This is a genomic window from Pseudomonas sp. FBCC-B1565 (assembly GCF_059133265.1).
In genome coordinates this window covers 5,600,042-5,620,035 of record NZ_CP101438.1, presented here as the reverse complement: position 1 = coordinate 5,620,035, position 19,994 = coordinate 5,600,042, and the positions used below count along the sequence as shown (strand labels likewise).

At 61.4% G+C, this 19,994-nt stretch carries 16 protein-coding genes; 10 read left to right on the top strand and 6 right to left on the bottom strand.

Features of this window, described 5'->3' with window-relative positions; all coding sequences use genetic code 11:
• The first annotated feature begins 21 nt into the window (after positions 1 to 21).
• From NL123_RS26045 to NL123_RS26030, 4 genes are all read left to right on the top strand, one after another.
• A complete protein-coding gene (locus tag NL123_RS26045; RefSeq protein WP_049710003.1) occupies positions 22 to 1,467 on the top strand; it encodes an aldehyde dehydrogenase family protein in 1,446 nt (481 codons plus the stop codon).
• A 98-nt stretch (positions 1,468 to 1,565) separates the two neighbouring features.
• Entirely contained in the window at positions 1,566 to 2,930 is a 1,365-nt protein-coding gene (locus NL123_RS26040; RefSeq protein WP_248486156.1) for an MFS transporter, read from the top strand.
• Positions 2,931 to 2,941: 11 nt separating this feature from the next.
• Positions 2,942 to 4,495, top strand: coding sequence for a galactarate dehydratase (garD, locus tag NL123_RS26035; protein ID WP_248486158.1), 1,554 nt, complete (start codon positions 2,942 to 2,944; stop codon positions 4,493 to 4,495).
• A gap of 164 nt (positions 4,496 to 4,659) precedes the next feature.
• Positions 4,660 to 5,601 carry an AEC family transporter gene (locus tag NL123_RS26030; protein WP_071494153.1) on the top strand — a complete coding sequence of 314 codons (942 nt, stop codon included), beginning with the start codon at positions 4,660 to 4,662 and terminating at the stop codon, positions 5,599 to 5,601.
• Between the two features lie 107 nt (positions 5,602 to 5,708).
• On the opposite strand, the gene NL123_RS26025 is transcribed toward NL123_RS26030, so the two are convergent.
• The 6 genes from NL123_RS26025 to gatC all read right to left on the bottom strand — a co-directional run bounded on the left by NL123_RS26025 (position 5,709) and on the right by gatC (position 10,948).
• Positions 5,709 to 6,092: a carboxymuconolactone decarboxylase family protein gene (locus NL123_RS26025; protein ID WP_058423012.1), complete on the bottom strand. Its 384-nt coding sequence runs from the start codon at positions 6,090 to 6,092 to the stop codon at positions 5,709 to 5,711.
• Positions 6,089 to 7,135 (bottom strand): calcium/sodium antiporter, encoded by a 1,047-nt coding sequence (locus NL123_RS26020; RefSeq protein ID WP_248486165.1) that lies wholly within the window; start codon positions 7,133 to 7,135, stop codon positions 6,089 to 6,091. The genes NL123_RS26025 and NL123_RS26020 overlap by 4 nt, the downstream gene beginning before the upstream one ends.
• 58 nt (positions 7,136 to 7,193) lie before the next feature.
• Positions 7,194 to 7,565, bottom strand: a complete 372-nt coding sequence (locus tag NL123_RS26015; protein WP_494356632.1) for a septal ring lytic transglycosylase RlpA family protein — start codon at positions 7,563 to 7,565, stop codon at positions 7,194 to 7,196.
• A gap of 171 nt (positions 7,566 to 7,736) precedes the next feature.
• Complete coding sequence (gene gatB / locus NL123_RS26010; RefSeq protein ID WP_494356631.1) at positions 7,737 to 9,182, bottom strand: Asp-tRNA(Asn)/Glu-tRNA(Gln) amidotransferase subunit GatB; 1,446 nt, start codon at positions 9,180 to 9,182, stop codon at positions 7,737 to 7,739.
• A 10-nt stretch (positions 9,183 to 9,192) separates the two neighbouring features.
• A complete protein-coding gene (gatA, locus tag NL123_RS26005; protein ID WP_494356630.1) occupies positions 9,193 to 10,644 on the bottom strand; it encodes an Asp-tRNA(Asn)/Glu-tRNA(Gln) amidotransferase subunit GatA in 1,452 nt (483 codons plus the stop codon).
• Between the two features lie 16 nt (positions 10,645 to 10,660).
• Positions 10,661 to 10,948, bottom strand: coding sequence for an Asp-tRNA(Asn)/Glu-tRNA(Gln) amidotransferase subunit GatC (gene gatC / locus NL123_RS26000; protein ID WP_494356629.1), 288 nt, complete (start codon positions 10,946 to 10,948; stop codon positions 10,661 to 10,663).
• A 210-nt stretch (positions 10,949 to 11,158) separates the two neighbouring features.
• Between gatC and mreB the strand changes: the two genes are divergently transcribed.
• The 6 genes from mreB (at position 11,159) to NL123_RS25970 (ending at position 19,993) form a co-directional block, all read left to right on the top strand.
• Positions 11,159 to 12,196 carry a rod shape-determining protein MreB gene (gene mreB / locus NL123_RS25995; protein ID WP_002555108.1) on the top strand — a complete coding sequence of 346 codons (1,038 nt, stop codon included), beginning with the start codon at positions 11,159 to 11,161 and terminating at the stop codon, positions 12,194 to 12,196.
• A 170-nt stretch (positions 12,197 to 12,366) separates the two neighbouring features.
• Positions 12,367 to 13,437, top strand: a complete 1,071-nt coding sequence (mreC, locus tag NL123_RS25990) for a rod shape-determining protein MreC (RefSeq protein ID WP_494356628.1) — start codon at positions 12,367 to 12,369, stop codon at positions 13,435 to 13,437.
• Complete coding sequence (mreD, locus tag NL123_RS25985) at positions 13,437 to 13,925, top strand: rod shape-determining protein MreD (RefSeq protein WP_058423006.1); 489 nt, start codon at positions 13,437 to 13,439, stop codon at positions 13,923 to 13,925. The genes mreC and mreD overlap by 1 nt, the downstream gene beginning before the upstream one ends.
• Before the next feature lie 51 nt (positions 13,926 to 13,976).
• Positions 13,977 to 14,573 (top strand): Maf family protein, encoded by a 597-nt coding sequence (locus NL123_RS25980; protein WP_058423005.1) that lies wholly within the window; start codon positions 13,977 to 13,979, stop codon positions 14,571 to 14,573.
• A gap of 70 nt (positions 14,574 to 14,643) precedes the next feature.
• On the top strand, positions 14,644 to 16,101 hold the full coding sequence (gene rng, locus NL123_RS25975; protein ID WP_010213134.1) for a ribonuclease G: 1,458 nt from the start codon (positions 14,644 to 14,646) through the stop codon (positions 16,099 to 16,101).
• 76 nt (positions 16,102 to 16,177) lie between these two features.
• Positions 16,178 to 19,993: a YhdP family protein gene (locus NL123_RS25970; RefSeq protein ID WP_494356627.1), complete on the top strand. Its 3,816-nt coding sequence runs from the start codon at positions 16,178 to 16,180 to the stop codon at positions 19,991 to 19,993.
• Position 19,994: the final 1 nt, after the last annotated feature.

Here is a 19,994-nt window from a genome sequence, read left to right as displayed (position 1 = left end):
TTTTGCGTCAGGAGAAGATTTGTGTCCCAAGCCCAACGTTTCGATAACTACATCAATGGCCAGTGGGTGGCCGGTGCCGACTATTGCGTCAACCTCAATCCGTCGGAGTTGTCCGATGTCATTGGCGAATATGCCAAGGCTGATGTTGCCCAGGTCAACGCTGCCATCGATGCTGCCCGTGCTGCATTTCCGGCCTGGTCGACGTCCGGCATCCAGGCGCGTCATGACGCCCTGGATAAAGTCGGCAGCGAAATCCTCGCTCGCCGTGAAGAACTCGGCACCCTGCTGGCCCGTGAAGAAGGCAAGACCCTGCCCGAAGCCATCGGCGAAGTGACCCGCGCCGGTAACATCTTCAAGTTCTTCGCCGGCGAATGCCTGCGTCTGTCCGGCGACTACGTGCCGTCGGTACGCCCGGGCGTCAACGTTGAAGTCACCCGTGAAGCCCTGGGTGTGGTTGGGCTGATCACGCCGTGGAACTTCCCGATCGCTATCCCCGCCTGGAAGATCGCCCCGGCCCTGGCCTACGGTAACTGCGTGGTGATCAAGCCAGCCGAGTTGGTGCCGGGCTGTGCCTGGGCCCTGGCGGAAATCATTTCCCGCGCCGGTTTCCCCGCCGGTGTATTCAACCTGGTGATGGGCAGCGGTCGCGTGGTTGGCGACGTGCTGGTCAACAGCCCGAAGGTCGATGGCATCAGTTTCACCGGTTCTGTGGGTGTTGGACGCCAGATTGCCGTCAGCTGCGTCTCGCGCCAGGCCAAAGTGCAGTTGGAAATGGGCGGCAAGAACCCGCAGATCATCCTCGACGACGCCGACCTCAAGCAGGCCGTCGAGCTGTCGGTACAGAGCGCGTTCTACTCCACCGGCCAGCGTTGCACCGCTTCCAGCCGCTTGATCGTCACCGCCGGCATCCACGACCAGTTCGTCGCGGCCATGGCCGAGCGCATGAAGTCGATCAAGGTCGGCCATGCACTCAAGAGCGGCACGGACATTGGCCCGGTGGTTTCCCAGGCTCAGTTGGACCAGGACCTCAAGTACATCGACATCGGCCAGAGCGAAGGTGCGCGGCTGGTCAGCGGTGGCGGCCTGGTGACCTGCGACACCGAAGGCTACTACCTGGCACCGACGCTGTTTGCCGACAGCGAAGCTGCGATGCGTATCAGCCGTGAAGAGATCTTCGGCCCGGTGGCCAACGTGGTACGCGTGGCGGACTACGAAGCGGCGCTGGCCATGGCCAACGACACCGAGTTCGGGCTGTCGGCGGGCATTGCCACTACCTCGCTCAAATACGCCAACCACTTCAAGCGCCACTCCCAGGCCGGAATGGTGATGGTCAACCTGCCGACTGCCGGCGTGGATTACCACGTTCCTTTCGGTGGCCGTAAGGGCTCATCCTATGGTTCGCGTGAGCAAGGTCGCTATGCGCAAGAGTTCTACACCGTGGTGAAGACCAGTTACATCGGTTCGTAACACGCATCACTTTGTGGGAGCCGGATGCCTGCCGGCTCCCACATTAAAAACAGAAAACCATTACCCGCAAAAAAAATAATTAGTGGGAGTACTTCTACATGCAAGCGACCAAGCCGACCCACGTCCGCTATTTGATCCTGCTCATGCTGTTCCTGGTGACCACGATCAACTACGCCGACCGGGCCACCATCGCCATCGCGGGCTCCAGCCTGCAAAAAGACCTCGGCATCGACGCGGTCACCCTCGGTTATATCTTCTCCGCATTCGGTTGGGCCTACGTGGCCGGGCAAATTCCCGGTGGCTGGCTACTGGACCGGTTCGGCTCGAAAAAAGTCTATGCCTTGAGCATCTTCACCTGGTCCCTGTTCACTGTGCTGCAAGGCTATGTTGGTGAATTCGGGGTCTCCACCGCCGTGGTTGCGCTGTTCATGCTGCGTTTCATGGTGGGCCTGGCTGAGGCGCCGTCCTTCCCCGGCAACGCTCGTATTGTGGCCGCCTGGTTCCCGACTGCTGAGCGCGGTACGGCGTCGGCGATCTTCAACTCGGCGCAATACTTTGCCACCGTGCTGTTTGCGCCGCTGATGGGTTGGATCGTCTACAGCTTCGGCTGGCAGCATGTGTTTATCGTGATGGGCGTGATCGGCATCATTTTCTCGCTGATCTGGCTGAAAGTTATCCACAGCCCGCGCCAGCACCCGATGATCAACGAAGCCGAGTTCAACCACATCGCGGCCAACGGCGCCATGGTCGATATGGACCAGGACAAAGGCAAGGGTAAGAAAACCGATGGGCCGAAGTGGGATTACATCCGCCAGTTGCTGACCAACCGCATGATGCTCGGCGTGTACCTGGGCCAGTACTGCATCAACGGCATCACCTATTTCTTCCTCACCTGGTTCCCGGTGTACCTGGTGCAGGACCGTGGCATGACCATCCTCAAGGCCGGTTTCATCGCCTCGTTGCCGGCGATCTGCGGGTTTATCGGTGGCGTGCTCGGCGGGGTGATTTCCGACTACCTCTTGCGCAAGGGCCATTCCCTGACTTTCGCGCGCAAGGCGCCGATCATCGGTGGCCTGCTGATCTCCAGCAGCATCGTGGCCTGCAACTACGTGGATATCGAATGGATGGTGGTTGGCTTCATGGCCCTGGCCTTCTTCGGCAAGGGCGTTGGCGCACTGGGTTGGGCGGTGGTGTCCGACACCTCGCCGAAACAAATCGCCGGCCTCAGTGGCGGCTTGTTCAACACCTTCGGTAACCTGGCGTCGATCACCACGCCAATCGTCATCGGCTACATCATCAGCACCACCGGCTCGTTCAAGTGGGCCTTGGTGTTCGTGGGTGCCAACGCCCTGGTGGCAGTGTTCAGCTACCTGGTTATCGTCGGCCCGATCAAGCGCGTAGTACTCAAAGAGCCGCCAAGCAAGGGGCCAGAGTTGACCAACCTAACCGAAGCGCATTCCTGAGGGGCGATGCAATGCAGTTGATTGAACATGCCGACTCGCCGCGCTCGATTCGTTTGCACGAGCGCGACAACGTAGTGATCGTGGTCAATGACCAGGGCGTTCCGGCCGGGACCGAGTTCCCGGACGGCCTGGTGACCGTGGATTTCATCCCCCAGAGCCACAAAGTGACCCTGGAAGATATCCCCGAAGGCGGCCAGATTATTCGCTACGGCCAGACCATCGGTTACGCCCTGGCGCCGATTCCACGCGGCAGCTGGGTGCAGGAGGATCAACTGCGCATGCCCACCGCGCCACCACTGGACAGCTTGCCGCTGTCCACCGAGGTGCCTGAAACCCAGGCGCCGCTGGAGGGCTTTACCTTCGAGGGTTATCGCAACGCCGATGGCACCGTGGGTACGCGCAATATCCTTGGGATCACCACCACGGTGCAGTGCGTCACGGGCGTGCTGGACCATGCGGTCAAGCGCATCAAGGATGAATTGCTGCCCAAGTACCCGCATGTGGATGACGTGGTGGCGCTGACCCACAGCTATGGCTGCGGCGTGGCGATCACCGCGACGGATGCCTACATCCCGATCCGCACCGTGCGCAACCTGGCGCGCAACCCCAACCTCGGCGGTGAAGCCCTGGTGATCAGCCTGGGCTGCGAGAAATTGCAGGCCGGGCAGGTGATGCACGACAACGACAGCTCGGTCGACCTGAGTGAGCCCTGGCTGTATCGCCTGCAGGACTCCAGCCACGGTTTTACCGAAATGATCGAGCAGATCATGGAGCTGGCCGAGACGCGCTTGAAGAAACTCGACCAGCGCCGCCGCGAAACCGTGCCGGCGTCCGAGTTGATCCTGGGCATGCAGTGCGGCGGCAGTGATGCATTCTCCGGCATCACCGCCAACCCGGCGCTGGGCTATGCCTCGGACTTGTTGCTGCGGGCGGGGGCGACGGTGATGTTTTCTGAAGTAACCGAAGTCCGCGATGCCATCTACTTGTTGACGTCTCGCGCTGAAAGCAAAGAAGTTGCCCAGGAGCTGGTCAGGGAAATGGATTGGTACGACCGTTACCTGGCCAAGGGCGAGGCGGATCGCAGTGCCAACACCACGCCGGGTAACAAGAAGGGCGGGTTGTCGAACATCGTCGAGAAGTCCTTGGGCTCCATCGTCAAGTCCGGTAGCAGTGCGATCAACGGTGTGCTTGGCCCGGGTGAACGCTTCAAGAGCAAAGGCCTGATCTTTTGCGCGACGCCGGCCAGTGACTTTGTGTGTGGCACCTTGCAACTGGCGGCGGGGATGAACCTGCATGTGTTCACCACCGGGCGTGGCACGCCTTACGGCCTGGCGATGGCGCCGGTGGTGAAGGTGTCGACGCGCACGGAGCTGGCGCAGCGCTGGCCGGACCTGATCGATATCGATGCCGGGCGCATTGCCACCGGGCGTGCGACCATCGAGGAGCTGGGGTGGGAGTTGTTCCACTTCTATCTGGATGTGGCCAGCGGCAAGAAGCAGACGTGGGCGGAACACCACAAGCTGCACAACGACATCACCTTGTTCAACCCGGCGCCTATTACCTGAGACCGAGTCGCCTGCATCGGGGGTAAGCCCCCTCCCACATTTTGAACGGTGAGCACCGTCAGAGGTGGGAGGGGGCTTGCCCCCGATAGCGGTAGACCAGACGAAGCGGCCTACACTGGCTTATCATTAGCCACCTAACGACGCTCACCAAGGTTCTCCCCGGCATGCTGGCAATTTTTCTCTCCACCCTCACCATCACCGCGCCGGTGTTTGCCATGCTGTTCCTGGGTGTGTTGCTCAAGCGCATCCACTGGATCAACGATAACTTTATCCACACGGCCTCGTCCCTGGTGTTCAACGTCACCATGCCGGCGTTGCTGTTCCTCGGCATTCTGCATGCCGACCTGCACTCGGCGCTCAAGCCGGGCTTGCTGATCTATTTTGCCGTCGCCACCTTGCTCAGCTTTGCCCTGGCCTGGGGTTGGGCGATCTTTCGTTGCCCGCGTGAAGACCGGGGCATCTACACCCAGGGGGCGTTTCGCGGTAATAACGGTGTAATCGGCCTGGCGCTGGCCGCCAGCATGTACGGCGACTACGGCATCTCCCTCGGCGCGATCCTCGCGGCGCTGGTGATCCTGTTCTACAACACGCTGTCGACCATCGTGCTGGCGGTGTACAGCCCGGTGATCAAGTCCGACCCATGGAGCATCTGCAAGAGCGTGCTGGCCAACCCGTTGATCATCAGTGTGATCGCGGCGGCGCCGTTCGCCTATTTCCAGATCGGCCTGCCCGGCTGGCTGGAAAAGTCCATGCAGTACCTGGCGGACACCACTTTGCCGCTGGCGTTGATCTGCATCGGCGGCACCTTGTCGCTGGCGGCACTGCGCAAGAGCGGCAACATGGCGCTGAGCGCGAGCCTGATGAAGATGGTCTGGCTACCGGTGATCGCCACCCTGGGCGCGTGGCTGCTGGGCTTTCGCGGGCCGGAGTTGGGGATTCTGTTCCTGTACTTCGGCGCACCGACGGCCGCGGCGAGCTTCGTGATGGCCAGGGCGGCCGAGGGCAACCATGAACTGGCGGCGGCGATTATCGTGATCACCACCTTGATGGCGGCGGTGACCACGAATATCGGGATCTTTGTGTTGCAGGCGGGTGGTTGGATCTGAACGCCCGGGTGCCTGTGAGGGCCAATCGGGGGCAAGCCCCCTCCCACATTGGACGGGCGAGCACATTCAAAGTGGGAGGGGGCTTGCCCCCGATAGCTATCTGACCGTCACTGCTGATCGGTCTGATACGCGTCGATCACTTCCTGCGCGGCACGGAACGCATCAATCGCTGCCGGCACACCGGCATACACCGCGCAATGCAGCAGTGCTTCGCGGATTTCCTCCACGGTGCAACCGTTGTTCAGTGCGCCGCGCACGTGGCCCTTCAGTTCCTGTGGGCACTTGAGCGCGGTCAGGGCGGCGAGGGTGATCAGGCTGCGGGTCTTCAGCGGCAATCCTTCGCGGTTCCACACGCTGCCCCAGGCATGTTCGTTGACGAAATCCTGCAGTGGCTGGCTGAACTCGGTGGCATTGCCCAGGGCGCGGTCGACGAACGCATCGCCCATGACCTGACGACGCATTTCCACCCCGGGCTTCTTCTGATCGGTCATTGCGGTTCCCTCTTGTGTTGGCGGCGCCAGGCTCGCAGCGTGCTGAACAACAGAAAAGCCACCAGCACTGGCAGGACGTAATACAGCATCAGTTGTTCAAGCTTGTTGGCCAGGGGCATGCCCGTGGTGAACGCCATCACATGCAGCCCGTACGCCAGGTACAGGCCCAGCAGCACCAGGCCTTCGGCGCGGGTCACGCGGTAACCGGTGTAGAACACCGGCAGGCACAGCACCACCACGCCGAGCATCACCGGCAGGTCGAAATCCAGGGCGTTGGGTGATACCGACAGCGGTGATGGCGCGAGCAGGGCGGTCAGGCCCAATACACCGAGCAGGTTGAACAGGTTGCTGCCGATCACGTTGCCCACGGCAATGTCACGTTCGCCGCGCAGGGCGGCGATCAGTGACGTGGCCAGGCAGGGCAGCGAGGTGCCGACACCGATCAGGGTCAGGCCGATCACACGCTCCGACAGGCCCAGGTCGCTCGCCACGTCCACCGCCGCGCCCAACAGCAAATGCCCGGCCAGTACCAGCACCAGAAAACCGCCGAGCATCAACAGCACGCTGCTCAGCCAGGGCGCGCTGGCCACCGTATCCAGCGTGCGCGGGCGGCGGGAGTGGCGCGTCTGGTAGTGCAATACGCCGAGGTAAGCGAGCAGGGCAACGAGCAGCATCAGGCCGTCGCTGGGCGTGAGTTCTTCGTTGGCCGCCAGGGTGAACACCAGCAGCCCGGCCAGGATCATCACGGGGATGTCCAGGCGCACCAATTGGCGTGAGACCCGCAGCGGAACAATCAACGCCGACAGGCCCAGGGTCACCAGGATGTTGAAGATGCTGCTGCCGATCACGCTGCCCACGGCGATATCGGTATTGCCGGCCAGGGTGGCTTGCAGGCTGACAGTCATCTGCGGCGCGCTGCTGCCGAAGGCGACGATGGTCAGGCCGATGATCAGTGGCCGCACTTTGAGGCTCGCGGCCAGGCGCACGGCGGCGCGCACCAGGATTTCGGCACCGAGGATCAGCAGCACCAGGCCGCTGACCAATTCCAGCAGGCTCCAGGGCGAGAGGGCGGTTAATCCGAAAATGGCCAGGGCTCCGTCTTCAATTGCTCAGGGCTTGCACGCGAACCCGCGCCGTACCGCTGCTGATCATACCCAGCTGTTCGGCAGCCTTGCGTGAAAGATCGATCAAGCGCCCACGGGTATGCGGGCCGCGATCATTGATGCGGACAACCACGGATCTGTCGTTGTCGAGATTGGTGACCTTGACCTGGGTGCCGAAGGGCAGGCGCCGGTGGGCAGCGGTCAGGGCGTTCTGGTTGAAGGGTTCACCGCTGGCGGTTTTGTTGCCGTGGTGTTTGGCGCCGTAATAGGAAGCGGTGCCGGTGTCGTCGTAGCCGTTGGGGTCGATGAGGCCGCTGGCGCAGCCGGCCAACAGGGAGAACAGGGCCAGGAGGCCGAGTAGACGCTTCATTCAAGGTTTCCCCATGTCAAAGGTAGAATGAATTTATGTGGGAGGGGGCTTGCCCCCGATAGCGGCGCATCAGCCAGACATTCGTCAGCTGACACTCTGCAATCGGGGGCAAGCCCCCTCCCACACTGGTCCGAGCCGAGCATGAAACCTGACTCGGCCCCTTCATCGCTATCAGCCTTCGAGCTTGCTTTTCAGCAGTTCGTTCACCTGTTGCGGGTTGGCCTTGCCTTTGGAGGCTTTCATCGCCTGGCCCACAAAGAAGCCGAACATCTTGCCGCGCTTGGCTTCGTCTGCCGCACGGTATTGTTCGACCTGCTCGGCGTTGGCCGCGAGCATTTCATCCAGTACGGCCGAGATCGCGCCGCTGTCGGTGACTTGCTTGAGGCCGCGCTTCTCGATGATCTCGTCGGCACTGCCTTCGCCACTGGCCATGGCTTCGAACACGGTCTTGGCGATTTTGCCGGAGATGGTGTTGTCCTTGATGCGCAGCAGCATGCCGCCCAGCTGCTCGGCGCTGACCGGGGCTTCGTCGATTTCCAGGCCCTGCTTGTTCAACAGGCTGCCCAGCTCAACCATCACCCAGTTGGCCGCCAGCTTGGCGTCACCGGCAATGCTCACGACTTTTTCGAAGTAGTCGGCTTGCTCACGGCTGGACGCCAGGACGCTGGCATCGTAGACCGACAGGCCGAACTGCTCCTGGAAGCGCTCGCGTTTCTGCTGCGGCAGTTCCGGCAGGGTGGCGCGGATGTCGTTGAGGAACGAGTCCTCCAGCACCACCGGCAGCAGGTCCGGATCGGGGAAGTAACGGTAGTCGTTGGCTTCCTCTTTGCTGCGCATGGCGCGGGTTTCGTCTTTGTTCGGGTCGTACAGGCGGGTTTGCTGGATGACCTTGCCGCCGTCTTCGATCAGCTCGATCTGGCGACGCACTTCGCTGTTGATCGCCTTTTCGATGAAGCGGAACGAGTTGACGTTCTTGATCTCGCAGCGGGTGCCGAATTCGACCTGGCCTTTGGGCCGGATCGACACGTTGCAGTCGCAACGCAGCGAGCCTTCGGCCATGTTGCCGTCGCAGATGCCCAGGTAGCGCACCAGCGCGTGGATCGTCTTGACGTAGGCTACGGCTTCCTTGGCGCTGCGCATGTCCGGCTCGGAGACGATCTCCAGCAGCGGCGTGCCGGCACGGTTCAGGTCGATACCGGTCGCGCCCGGGAATTCTTCGTGCAGGCTCTTGCCGGCGTCTTCTTCCAGGTGCGCACGGGTCACGCCGACGCGCTTGATGGTGCCGTCTTCCAGCGGGATGTCCAGGTGGCCCTTACCGACGATCGGCAATTCCATCTGGCTGATCTGGTAGCCCTTGGGCAGGTCCGGGTAGAAGTAGTTCTTGCGCGCGAACACGTTGTGCTGGCCGATCTCGGCGTCAATCGCCAGGCCGAACATCACCGCCATGCGCACCGCTTCCTGGTTCAGCACCGGCAATACGCCGGGCATGCCCAGGTCGACCAGGCTGGCCTGGGTGTTGGGCTCGGAGCCGAACGTGGTGGCGCTACCGGAGAAAATCTTCGATTGGGTGGCGAGCTGGGTATGAATCTCCAGCCCGATCACGACTTCCCATTGCATAGTGTTCTCCTCAGAAGCCGGTAGGGGTGCGAGTGTGCCAGTGAGTGTTCAACTGGTACTGGTGCGCCACATTGAGCAGGCGGCCTTCCTGGAAATACGGGGCGAGCAATTGCACGCCGACCGGCAGGCCATCGACGAAGCCAGCGGGCATGGACAAGCCCGGCAGGCCCGCGAGGTTGGCGGTGATGGTGTACAGGTCTTCGAGATACGCAGCCACCGGGTCGCCGTTCTTGGCGCCGAGTTTCCAGGCCGGGTTCGGCGTGGTTGGGCCGAGAATCACGTCGACCTGTTCAAAGGCGGCCATGAAATCGTTTTTCACCAGGCGGCGGATTTTCTGCGCCTTCAGGTAGTACGCGTCGTAGTAACCGGCCGACAGGGCGTAGGCGCCGACCATGATGCGGCGCTGCACTTCGGCGCCGAAGCCTTCGCCACGGGAGCGTTTGTACAGGTCGGTGAGGTCTTTCGGGTTTTCGCAGCGATAGCCGAAACGCACGCCGTCGAAACGCGACAGGTTCGAAGAGGCCTCTGCCGGCGCGATCACGTAGTACGCAGGGATCGCGTGCTGGTTGTTTGGCAGGCTGATTTCCTTGATCACGGCGCCGAGCTTTTCCAGCTCCTTGACGCTGTTGTGCACCAGCTCAGCGATACGCGGGTCGAGGCCGGCGCTGAAGTATTCCTTCGGCACGCCGATGCGCAGGCCCTTGAGCGAGGCGTTCAGGCTGGCGCTGTAGTCCGGCACCGGCTCATCGATGCTGGTGGAGTCCTGTTTATCAAAACCGGCCATACCTTGTAACAAAATAGCGCAGTCTTCAGCGGTGCGGGCCAGGGGGCCGCCCTGATCGAGGCTGGACGCATAGGCGATCATGCCCCAGCGGGAAACGCGACCGTAAGTCGGCTTCAGGCCGGTGAGGTTGGTGAACGCGGCAGGCTGGCGGATCGACCCACCGGTATCGGTGGCCGTGGCGGCCGGCAGGAAGCGTGCGGCGACGGCTGCAGCCGAACCACCGGACGAACCGCCGGGCACGTGCTCCAGATTCCATGGGTTTTTCACCGCGCCGTAGTAGCTCGACTCGTTGGCCGAACCCATGGCGAATTCGTCCATGTTGGTCTTGCCCAGGGTCACGGCCCCGGCGGCAGCCAGCTTGGACACCACGGTGGCGTCGTAGGGTGCCTTGAAGTTGTCGAGCATCTTCGAGCCGCAGCTGGTGCGAATGCCCTGGGTGCAGAACAGGTCCTTGTGGGCGATAGGCGCGCCCAGCAGCAGGCCATTTTCACCGTTGGCGCGACGTGCGTCGGCGGCCTTGGCCTGGCTCAAGGCCAGCTCTTCGGTGAGGCTGATGAAGCTGTTGACCTTCGGATCGTGCTCGGCGATACGCGCCAGAAGGGTCTTGGTCAGCTCTTCGGAAGAAAACTTTTTGTCGGCGAGACCGCGGGCGATCTCGGCCAGAGTCATGTGATGCATTGCAGGCTCTTTCCCTTTAGTCGATGACTTTCGGAACCAGGTACAGGCCGTTTTCGACCGCTGGCGCGATGGACTGGTAGGCCTCGCGATTATTACTCTCGGTCACGACGTCTGCGCGCAGGCGCTGGCTGGCTTCCAGCGGGTGAGCCAGGGGCTCGATGCCGTCGGTATTCACGGCTTGCATTTGGTCGACCAGCCCGAGAATGCTGTTCAGGGCGTCGGTGGTCTGTGGAAGATCGCCTTCATTGAGGCCCAGGCTGGCCAAATGAGCGATTTTTTCCACGTCGGAGCGTTCAAGCGTCATGGGAATCTCCAGTGGAAAACAGAACGGAGGCTGTCCGTGTGTTAGATTGTCGGAACACTACCGCATTTCTACGGTCTTACGGCCGCGATTGTGGGGTTAGGTGCACAGAAAGTCGGCCAATTTAGCACATTGGCGCCTTGCCCAAAATCCCTGTCGTTGTTAGAGTTTGCCGCACTTTTTTACCCACGCGTTGCCTAGGGTCCCTTTCCCATGTTCAAGAAACTGCGTGGCATGTTTTCCAGCGATCTTTCCATTGACCTGGGCACTGCCAACACCCTTATTTACGTGCGCGAGCGCGGTATCGTCCTGAATGAGCCATCGGTTGTGGCCATTCGGACCCATGGTAATCAGAAAAGTGTCGTTGCCGTCGGCACCGAGGCCAAGCGCATGCTCGGCCGTACACCAGGCAATATTGCTGCCATTCGTCCGATGAAAGACGGCGTGATCGCCGACTTCAGTGTCTGCGAGAAGATGCTGCAGTACTTCATCAACAAGGTTCACGAAAACAGTTTCCTGCAGCCCAGCCCTCGTGTGCTGATCTGTGTTCCATGCAAGTCCACCCAGGTTGAGCGTCGCGCCATCCGTGAATCGGCCCTCGGTGCCGGTGCTCGTGAAGTGTTCCTGATCGAAGAGCCAATGGCGGCTGCGATCGGTGCCGGCCTGCCGGTAGAAGAAGCGCGCGGTTCGATGGTGGTGGATATCGGTGGTGGTACCACTGAAATCGCCCTGATTTCCCTGAACGGTGTGGTGTATGCCGAATCCGTCCGCGTCGGCGGTGACCGCTTCGACGAAGCGATCATCACTTATGTGCGCCGCAACTATGGCAGCCTGATCGGTGAATCCACCGCAGAGCGCATCAAGCAGGAAATCGGCACCGCCTATCCAGGCGGCGAAGTACGCGAAGTCGATGTACGCGGTCGCAACCTGGCCGAAGGCGTGCCACGTGCCTTCACCCTGAACTCCAATGAAGTGCTGGAAGCTCTGCAAGAGTCCCTGGCCACCATCGTTCAGGCCGTGAAGAGTGCCCTGGAGCAATCGCCGCCGGAACTGGCTTCCGACATCGCCGAGCGTGGTCTGGTGCTGACCGGTGGTGGCGCCTTGCTGCGCGACCTCGACAAGCTGCTGGCCCAGGAAACCGGCCTGCCGGTGATCGTCGCCGAGGACCCGCTGACCTGCGTTGCCCGTGGCGGTGGTCGTGCACTGGAAATGATGGATAAACACACCATGGACCTGCTTTCCAGCGAATAAGCCTTTGCTGATGAGCCCATGTTTCGCCCGCAGGCAGCACTTTGCAGTGCTGCCTGTTGGCGTTTATCTTCTTCAATCTGCATCCAGGCCGGTTAGATGCCGTATGAATAAAGAGAACGTTTGCCTGGGAGGAGCGGCTTATTAAACCGCTTTTCGCCAAAGGCCCCTCATTGGGCGTGCGCCTGTTGGTGCTGGTCGTGCTTTCGGTCGCGCTGATGGTGGTCGATGCCCGCTTTGCACTGCTCAAACCCGTGCGCAGCCAGATGTCGCTGGTGTTGATGCAGACCTACTGGATCACCGACCTGCCGCAACGTCTGTTCCAGGGCGTGGCCAGCCAGTTCGGCAGCCGCACCGAGTTGGTCGCCGAGAACGAAAAACTCAAGACTGAGAACCTGCTGTTGCAGGGACGCATGCAGAAGCTGGCGGCCCTGACCGAGCAGAACGTTCGGCTGCGCGAGTTGCTCAACTCTTCCGCATTGGTCAATGAAAAGGTCGAAGTAGCCGAGTTGATCGGCATGGACCCCAACCCCTTCACCCATCGCATTATCATCAACAAGGGTGAACGCGACGGGGTGGTCCTCGGCCAGCCGGTGCTCGACGCCCGTGGCCTGATGGGCCAGGTGGTTGAACTGATGCCCTACACCTCGCGGGTGTTGTTGCTGACGGACACCACCCACAGCATCCCGGTGCAGGTGAACCGCAACGGCCTGCGTGCGATTGCCAGCGGCACCGGCAACCCGGAACGCCTGGAGCTGCGCCACGTCGCCGACACGGCGGATATCAAGGAAGGCGACCTGTTGGTCAGCTCCGGCCTGGGCCAGCGTTTCCCGGCGGGTTACCCGGTGGCGACGGTCAAGGAAGTGATCCACGATTCCGGCCAGCCGTTCGCTATTGTACGTGCCGTGCCGACCGCCGCCCTGAACCGCAGCCGCTACCTGCTGCTGGTATTCAGCGACAACCGCACCCCGGAAGAGCGTGCCAACGACGCCGCCCAGGCCCAGGAAGCGGAAGACAAGCGCAACGGTACAGCGCCGATCGTTCCTGCAACGGTGCCCAAGCCTGCATTCGTAGGGCCGCCCGCACCCGCCGCTACCCCGGCCGCGCCCGTGGCCACACCGGTCAAGCCGGCCGCCCACAACGCTCGCCCGGCCAAACCGGCGGCGACTAAACCACCGGCCGCCACGCCTGCAGCCAAGCCTCCTGCGGCCGCTGCGGCCACCACGCGGCAGAGGGAAGAATAATGGCCGGTACTCATTCGCGTAACGGTTGGATCGTCTGGCTGACCTTTGCCATCGGTTTGTTGCTCAGTGTTTCGCCGCTGCCGCAGTTCATGGAAATCCTTCGCCCGCTCTGGCTGGCGTTGCTGTTGGCCTTCTGGGCGCTGAACCTGCCGCACAAAGTCGGCATGGTCACGGCGATGTTCCTGGGCCTGGCGGAAGATGTGCTCTATGGCACCTTGCTGGGCCAGAACGCGTTGATCCTGACGTTGATCACTTTCCTGGTGCTGTCGTTGCAGCAACGTTTGCGCATGTTCCCGATGTGGCAACAGTGCCTGGTGATCCTGGTGATCTTCGGCCTGGCGCAGTTGGTTCAGCTGTGGCTCAGCGCGTTGACCGGCAACCGTCAACCGACCCTCGCGCTGGTGCTGCCGGCCCTGGTCAGTGCGTTGCTGTGGCCATGGATCAGCTTTGGTCTGCGTGGGTTGCGTCGTCGCTATAAAATCAATTGAATGGATTGCGAGGCTCTGCCTGGTTATCGAGCCCTACAGGGAGAGTCTGCAATGAATTCGCTTTACCTGGCCTCGGGCTCTCCGAGGCGGCGTGAACTGTTGACCCAGATCGGTGTGCCCTTCACCGTGGTCAGCGCCGCTATTGATGAAACCCCTCTTACAAATGAATCCGCCGTTTCCTACGTGGAGCGCCTGGCGCGCGGCAAGGCAGCGGCGGGTTTTGCTGTGCTCCCAAATACGTCTGGCGCCTGTGTGCTGGGGGCTGATACGGCTGTGATCGTTGACGGTCAGATCCTCGGTAAGCCCGTTGACCAGGCCGACGCCTTGGCGATGTTGATGGCCCTGGCGGGGCGTGAGCACGAGGTACTCACCGCCATTGCCCTCACCGACGGCCAGCGCTGCGAGATTGTTTGTGTAAGTAGTCGTGTACGTTTTCGCGACATTTCTGTCGAGGAGGCTACAACCTACTGGCACAGTGGCGAACCCCAGGACAAGGCGGGCGGCTATGCTATCCAAGGCCTGGGCTCGGTGTTTGTGGCCGGGCTCAATGGCAGTTATTCGGCGGTAGTCGGCCTGCCGGTGTGCGAAACCGCACAACTGCTCCATCAATTCGGCATACCCTGTTGGCAAAATCTTACCGCGCGCTGATCGCCGTTCCCCAGCGCCCAGCCTTAAGCGATTGGTCACTATTGTGAAAACGCCTGAACGAGACCCAGCCATGAGTGAAGAGATTCTGATCAATATCACGCCGATGGAATCGCGCGTGGCGGTGGTAGAGAACGGTGTTCTGCAAGAAGTGCACGTTGAGCGCACCCAGAAGCGCGGGATCGTCGGCAATATCTACAAAGGCAAGGTGGTGCGCGTATTGCCGGGGATGCAAGCGGCATTCGTCGATATCGGTCTGGATCGTGCGGCATTTATCCATGCTTCGGAAATTTCCCTGCGTGAAGGCCCTGCTGTGGAAAGCATCAGCGCGCTGGTGCATGAAGGGCAGAGCCTGGTGGTGCAAGTCACCAAGGACCCCATCGGTTCCAAGGGCGCGCGCCTGACCACTCAGCTATCGATACCATCGCGTTACCTGGTGTACATGCCGCGGACCGCGCATGTCGGCATTTCCTTGAAGATCGAAGACGAAGCCGAGCGCGAGCGCCTCAAGAAGGTGGTCAGCGACTGTGTGGCCGCCGAAGGCATCAAGGAAGCAGGCGGGTTTATCCTGCGCACCGCCGCTGAAGGCGCCGGCGCCGATGAAATCCTCATGGACATCCGCTATCTGCGGCGTCTGTGGGATCAGATCGGTGCCCAGATCAAGACCATCGGTGCGCCCAGCGTCATCTATGAAGACCTGGGCCTGGCCTTGCGCACACTGCGCGACCTGGTCAGCCCGAAGATTGAGAAAATTCGCATCGACTCGCGGGAAACCTTCCAGCGCACCACACAATTTGTTGCCGAACTGATGCCGGAAATTGCCGATCGCCTGGAGCACTACCCCGGCGAGCGGCCGATCTTCGACCTGTATGGCGTCGAAGATGAAATCCAGAAAGCCCTGGAACGCAAGGTGCCGCTCAAGTCCGGCGGCTACCTGGTGGTGGACCCGGCGGAAGCCATGACCACCATCGACGTCAACACCGGCGCGTTCGTGGGCCATCGCAACCTCGAAGAAACCATCTTCAAGACCAACCTCGAAGCCGCGACTGCGATTGCTCGCCAACTGCGCCTGCGCAACCTGGGTGGCATCATCATCATCGACTTCATCGACATGGAAGACGAAGAGCACCAGCGCCAGGTGCTGCGGACCCTCGAGAAACAGCTGGAGCGTGATCACGCCAAGACCAACATCATCGGCATTACCGAGTTGGGCCTGGTGCAGATGACCCGCAAACGCACCCGCGAAAGCCTTGAGCAAGTGCTGTGCGAGCCGTGCAGCAGTTGCCAGGGGCGCGGTAAGTTGAAGACCCCGGAAACGGTTTGCTACGAGATTTTCCGCGAAATCCTGCGCGAGGCGCGTGCCTACCAGGCCGAAGGTTATAGAGTGCTCGCCAACCAGAAAGTGGTCGACCGGCTGCTGGACGAAGAGTCTGGCAACGTTGCCGAACTGGAAGGCTTTATCGGGCGCACGATACGCTTCCAGGTTGAAACCATGTATTCCCAGGAACAATACGACGTGGTGCTGCTCTGATCCCCATTCGCTTTCCTTTTATGAGACAGGCAGGCCTTGATCTGCCGTTCGACTACTGCCTTGAGGGTCGCCTGACATGGAGCGTCTGATACGCTTTTTTGCCGCTTTGACCCGTTGGGGGCTGGGCCTCTGTGCCTTGTTGCTGGTGCTGGCGGCGGTGTACGTGAGCCTGGGGCGTGAATTGACTCCGTTGGTGGCCGAGTACCGCGCCGAAGTCGAAGCCAAGGCCCAGGCAGCCGTGGACATGCCTTTGCATATCGGCAGCCTCGAAGGCCGCTGGAGCGGCTTTGCGCCGGTATTGCTGGCCCATGATGTGATGGTTGGCGAGGGCAGCAGTGCCTTGCGCCTGGACCAGGTCGAAGTGGTGCCTGATGTCTGGGCCAGTCTGATGGCCCGCGAAGTGCGCATTGCCCACCTGCAAGTCAGTGGCCTGCAACTCAGCGTCAAGGAAGACAAGGACGGCAAGTGGGCCTTGCAAGGCCTGCCGGTGCAGGACGACCAGCCGCTGGACCCGGAGCAGTTGCTCACGCAGATGCAGAAGGTCAAGCGCGTGTCGCTGCTCGACAGCCAAGTGACGCTGCAACCGTTCGACCAGGCGCCGGTGACCCTGACGTATGTCGGCCTGAGCCTGCACACCGGCGTCACCCGCCAACGCCTGGATGCACGCCTGACCCTGCCTGACGGCCAGCCCCTCGCCATGAGCCTGCGCACCCGCATTCGCGCCAGCCAGTGGAAGGACGGGGAAGTCCAGGCTTATCTGAGCCTGCCCCAGAGTGATTGGGCCAAGTGGATCCCCGCAAAACTGACTCAACAGTGGAAGCTCACGCAGTTCAAGGCGGGCGGTGAGTTCTGGCTGACCTGGGCCAAAGGCACTGTGCAAAGCGCAGTAGTGCGCCTCAACTCGCCACAGGTGAAGGGCCACTACGCCGAGCGCAAGCCGGTGCATATCGAAAACCTCGCGCTTACGGCCTACCTGCAACGCAGTGACACCGGCCTCAGCGTGCTGTTCGACTCACTGGCGATGAATCTGGGCGAGACCCGCTGGGAATCACGCCTGCAGTTGCAGCAGACCCTGGCCACCGACAAGGACCTGGAAGTCTGGAAGCTCCAGGCCGACCGCCTGGACCTGACGCCTATCACACCATTGCTCAATGCGCTGGCGCCGCTGCCGGAAGGTTTTGCCAAGACGGTCGAGCACCTCAAGGCCACTGGCCTGCTGCGCAATGTGCTGGTGGATTTCCGTCCTCAAGACACGACCGATAAAAAAGTCAGCTTCGCCGCCAACCTCGAGCGTATCGGCTTCGATGCCTATTTTGGCGCACCGGCTGCGCGTAACGTTTCCGGCAGTATCAGCGGCGACCTGGGCCAGGGCGAGTTGCGCATGGACAGCAAGGACTTTTCCCTGCACCTCGACCCGATCTTCGCCAAGCCCTGGCAGTACCTCCAGGCCAATGCACGCCTGACGTGGAAGTTGGACAAAGAAGGTTTCACCCTGATCGCCCCGTATATCAAGGTGCTGGGCGAGGAGGGCAAGATTGCCGCGGACTTCCTGATTCGCCTGCATTTTGACCACAACCAGGAAGACTACATGGACCTGCGGGTCGGCATGGTTGATGGCGATGGACGCTTCACCCCAAAGTACCTGCCAGCGGTGTTGAGCCCCGCTTTGGATGAGTGGCTGCGCACCGCGATCCTCAAGGGGGCGGTGGATCAAGGCTTCTTCCAGTATCAGGGTTCGTTGAACCACGATGCACTGCCGGCTTCGCGCAATATCAGCCTGTTCTTCAAGGTGCACGATGCCGAGCTGGCGTTCCAGCCGGGCTGGCCTCATGTGAGCAAGGTCAACGGCGAAGTGTTTGTCGAGGAGAGCGGCGTGCGCATCCTGGCCAGCAAGGGCCAGTTGCTCGACACCAAGGTCAAGGATATCTACGTCAATATTCCCCACGCAGCTGCGGGCAAAGACAGCCATCTATTGCTCACGGGCGGTTTTGCCGGTGGCTTGGGTGATGGCCTGAAAATCCTCCAGGAAGCGCCGATCGGCACTGCATCGACTTTTGCCGGCTGGAAGGGCGAGGGTGACCTGCAAGGCAGCCTTGACCTGGATATTCCGTTGGCCAAGGGCACCGAACCGAAAATCGTGGTGGACTTCAAAACCGACAAGGCGCGCCTGCAATTGGCCGAGCCGCCACTGGACCTGACCCAGCTCAAGGGCGAGTTCCGTTTCGACAGCGCCAAGGGCCTCAGTGGCCAGAACATCACCGCCCAGGCGTTTGATCGGCCGATCACTGCGCAGATCGTTGCCGATGGCAAACCGGGCAATATCAGCACCCGTGTGAATGCCAAGGGCCAGGTAACGGTCAAGCGGCTGACGGACTGGTTGAAAATCAGCCAGCCGTTACCGGTGTCCGGCGATATTCCTTACCAGTTGCAGGTGACCCTGGATGGCGCCGACAGCCAACTGATGGTCAGTTCCAACCTCAAGGGCGTGGCCGTTGACCTGCCGGCGCCATTCGGCATGCCGGCCAGCCAGGGGCGTGACAGTGTGTTCCGCATGACCTTGCAGGGTGCCGAGCGCAGGTACTGGTTTGATTATGGCGAGCTGGCCAACTTCACGTTTGCCGCGCCCCCAGACAAGTTCAATGATGGTCGTGGTGAGTTGTTCCTCGGTGATGGCGATGCCGTGCTGCCGGGTGCCAAGGGCTTGCGCATTCGTGGGGTGTTGTCTGAGCTGGATATTGATCCGTGGAAAAAACTGGTGGATCGCTATGCGGGCAATGACCCGGGCGGCAGTGCCAAGCAATTGCTCAGCGGCGCCGACTTCAAGGTGGGCAAGCTGACCGGTTTTGGCACCCAGTTCGATCAAGTCAGTTTGCAACTTGACCGTAAGCCAGCGGCGTGGGGCTTGCAGCTCGACAGCCAGCAGGCCAAGGGTACGGTCAACCTGCCGGACGCCAAGGGCGCGCCGATTGCGATCAACCTGCAGTACGTGAAGCTGCCGGCGGTGGACCCGACGGTACAGGCGGATGAAAACGCGCCGGACCCCTTGGCGAACATCGACCCCAAGGATATTCCAGCGCTGGATATCGCCATCGACCAGTTGTTCCAGGGCCCGGACCTGATCGGCGCCTGGTCGCTGAAAATCCGTCCGACCGCCAAGGGCCTGGCCTTCAACAGCCTGGACCTGGGCCTCAAGGGCATGCAGCTCAAGGGCGCGGGGGGCTGGGAAGGCGCGGCAGGTGACAGCAGCAGTTGGTACAAGGGCCGCCTGGATGGCAAGAATATTGGCGATGTACTCAAGGGGTGGGGGTATGCGCCGACCGTCACCAGCCAGGATTTCCATCTGGATGTGGACGGACGTTGGCCTGGTTCTCCGGCCTATGTAGGGCCCAAGCGTTTCTCCGGCAGCCTGGATGCGGCGTTCCGCAACGGCCAGTTCGTCGAAGTGGAAGGCGGAGCCCAGGCCCTGCGGGTATTCGGCCTGCTGAACTTCAACTCCATCGGGCGGCGGTTGCGCCTGGATTTCTCGGACCTGCTCGGCAAGGGTTTGAGCTATGACCGGGTCAAAGGCCTGCTGGCCGCCAGCAATGGCGTATTCGTGACCCGCGAACCGATCACCATGACGGGGCCGTCGAGCAACCTCGAGCTCAACGGTACCCTGGACCTGGTGGCTGACCGCGTCGATGCCAAGCTGCTGGTAACGCTTCCGGTGACCAACAACCTGCCGATCGCGGCGTTGATCGTGGGTGCGCCGGCCATTGGTGGTGCGTTGTTCCTGATCGACAAGCTGATCGGCGACCGTGTTTCACGCTTCGCCAGTGTCCAGTACAAGGTCGAAGGCCCGTGGAAAGACCCGAAAATCACCTTCGACAAGCCATTTGAAAAGCCAAACTGAG

Bases quoted from the DNA above. Each gene is read 5' to 3' on its own strand.
- NL123_RS26040 (WP_248486156.1), top strand. From the start codon at position 1,566: ATGCAAGCGACCAAGCCGACCCACGTCCGCTATTTGATCCTGCTCATG.
- garD (WP_248486158.1), top strand. From the start codon at position 2,942: ATGCAGTTGATTGAACATGCCGACTCGCCGCGCTCGATTCGTTTGCAC.
- NL123_RS26030 (WP_071494153.1), top strand. From the start codon at position 4,660: ATGCTGGCAATTTTTCTCTCCACCCTCACCATCACCGCGCCGGTGTTT.
- NL123_RS26025 (WP_058423012.1), bottom strand. From the start codon at position 6,092: ATGACCGATCAGAAGAAGCCCGGGGTGGAAATGCGTCGTCAGGTCATG.
- NL123_RS26015 (WP_494356632.1), bottom strand. From the start codon at position 7,565: ATGAAGCGTCTACTCGGCCTCCTGGCCCTGTTCTCCCTGTTGGCCGGC.
- gatB (WP_494356631.1), bottom strand. From the start codon at position 9,182: ATGCAATGGGAAGTCGTGATCGGGCTGGAGATTCATACCCAGCTCGCC.
- gatA (WP_494356630.1), bottom strand. From the start codon at position 10,644: ATGCATCACATGACTCTGGCCGAGATCGCCCGCGGTCTCGCCGACAAA.
- gatC (WP_494356629.1), bottom strand. From the start codon at position 10,948: ATGACGCTTGAACGCTCCGACGTGGAAAAAATCGCTCATTTGGCCAGC.
- mreB (WP_002555108.1), top strand. From the start codon at position 11,159: ATGTTCAAGAAACTGCGTGGCATGTTTTCCAGCGATCTTTCCATTGAC.
- mreD (WP_058423006.1), top strand. From the start codon at position 13,437: ATGGCCGGTACTCATTCGCGTAACGGTTGGATCGTCTGGCTGACCTTT.
- NL123_RS25980 (WP_058423005.1), top strand. From the start codon at position 13,977: ATGAATTCGCTTTACCTGGCCTCGGGCTCTCCGAGGCGGCGTGAACTG.
- rng (WP_010213134.1), top strand. From the start codon at position 14,644: ATGAGTGAAGAGATTCTGATCAATATCACGCCGATGGAATCGCGCGTG.
- NL123_RS25970 (WP_494356627.1), top strand. From the start codon at position 16,178: ATGGAGCGTCTGATACGCTTTTTTGCCGCTTTGACCCGTTGGGGGCTG.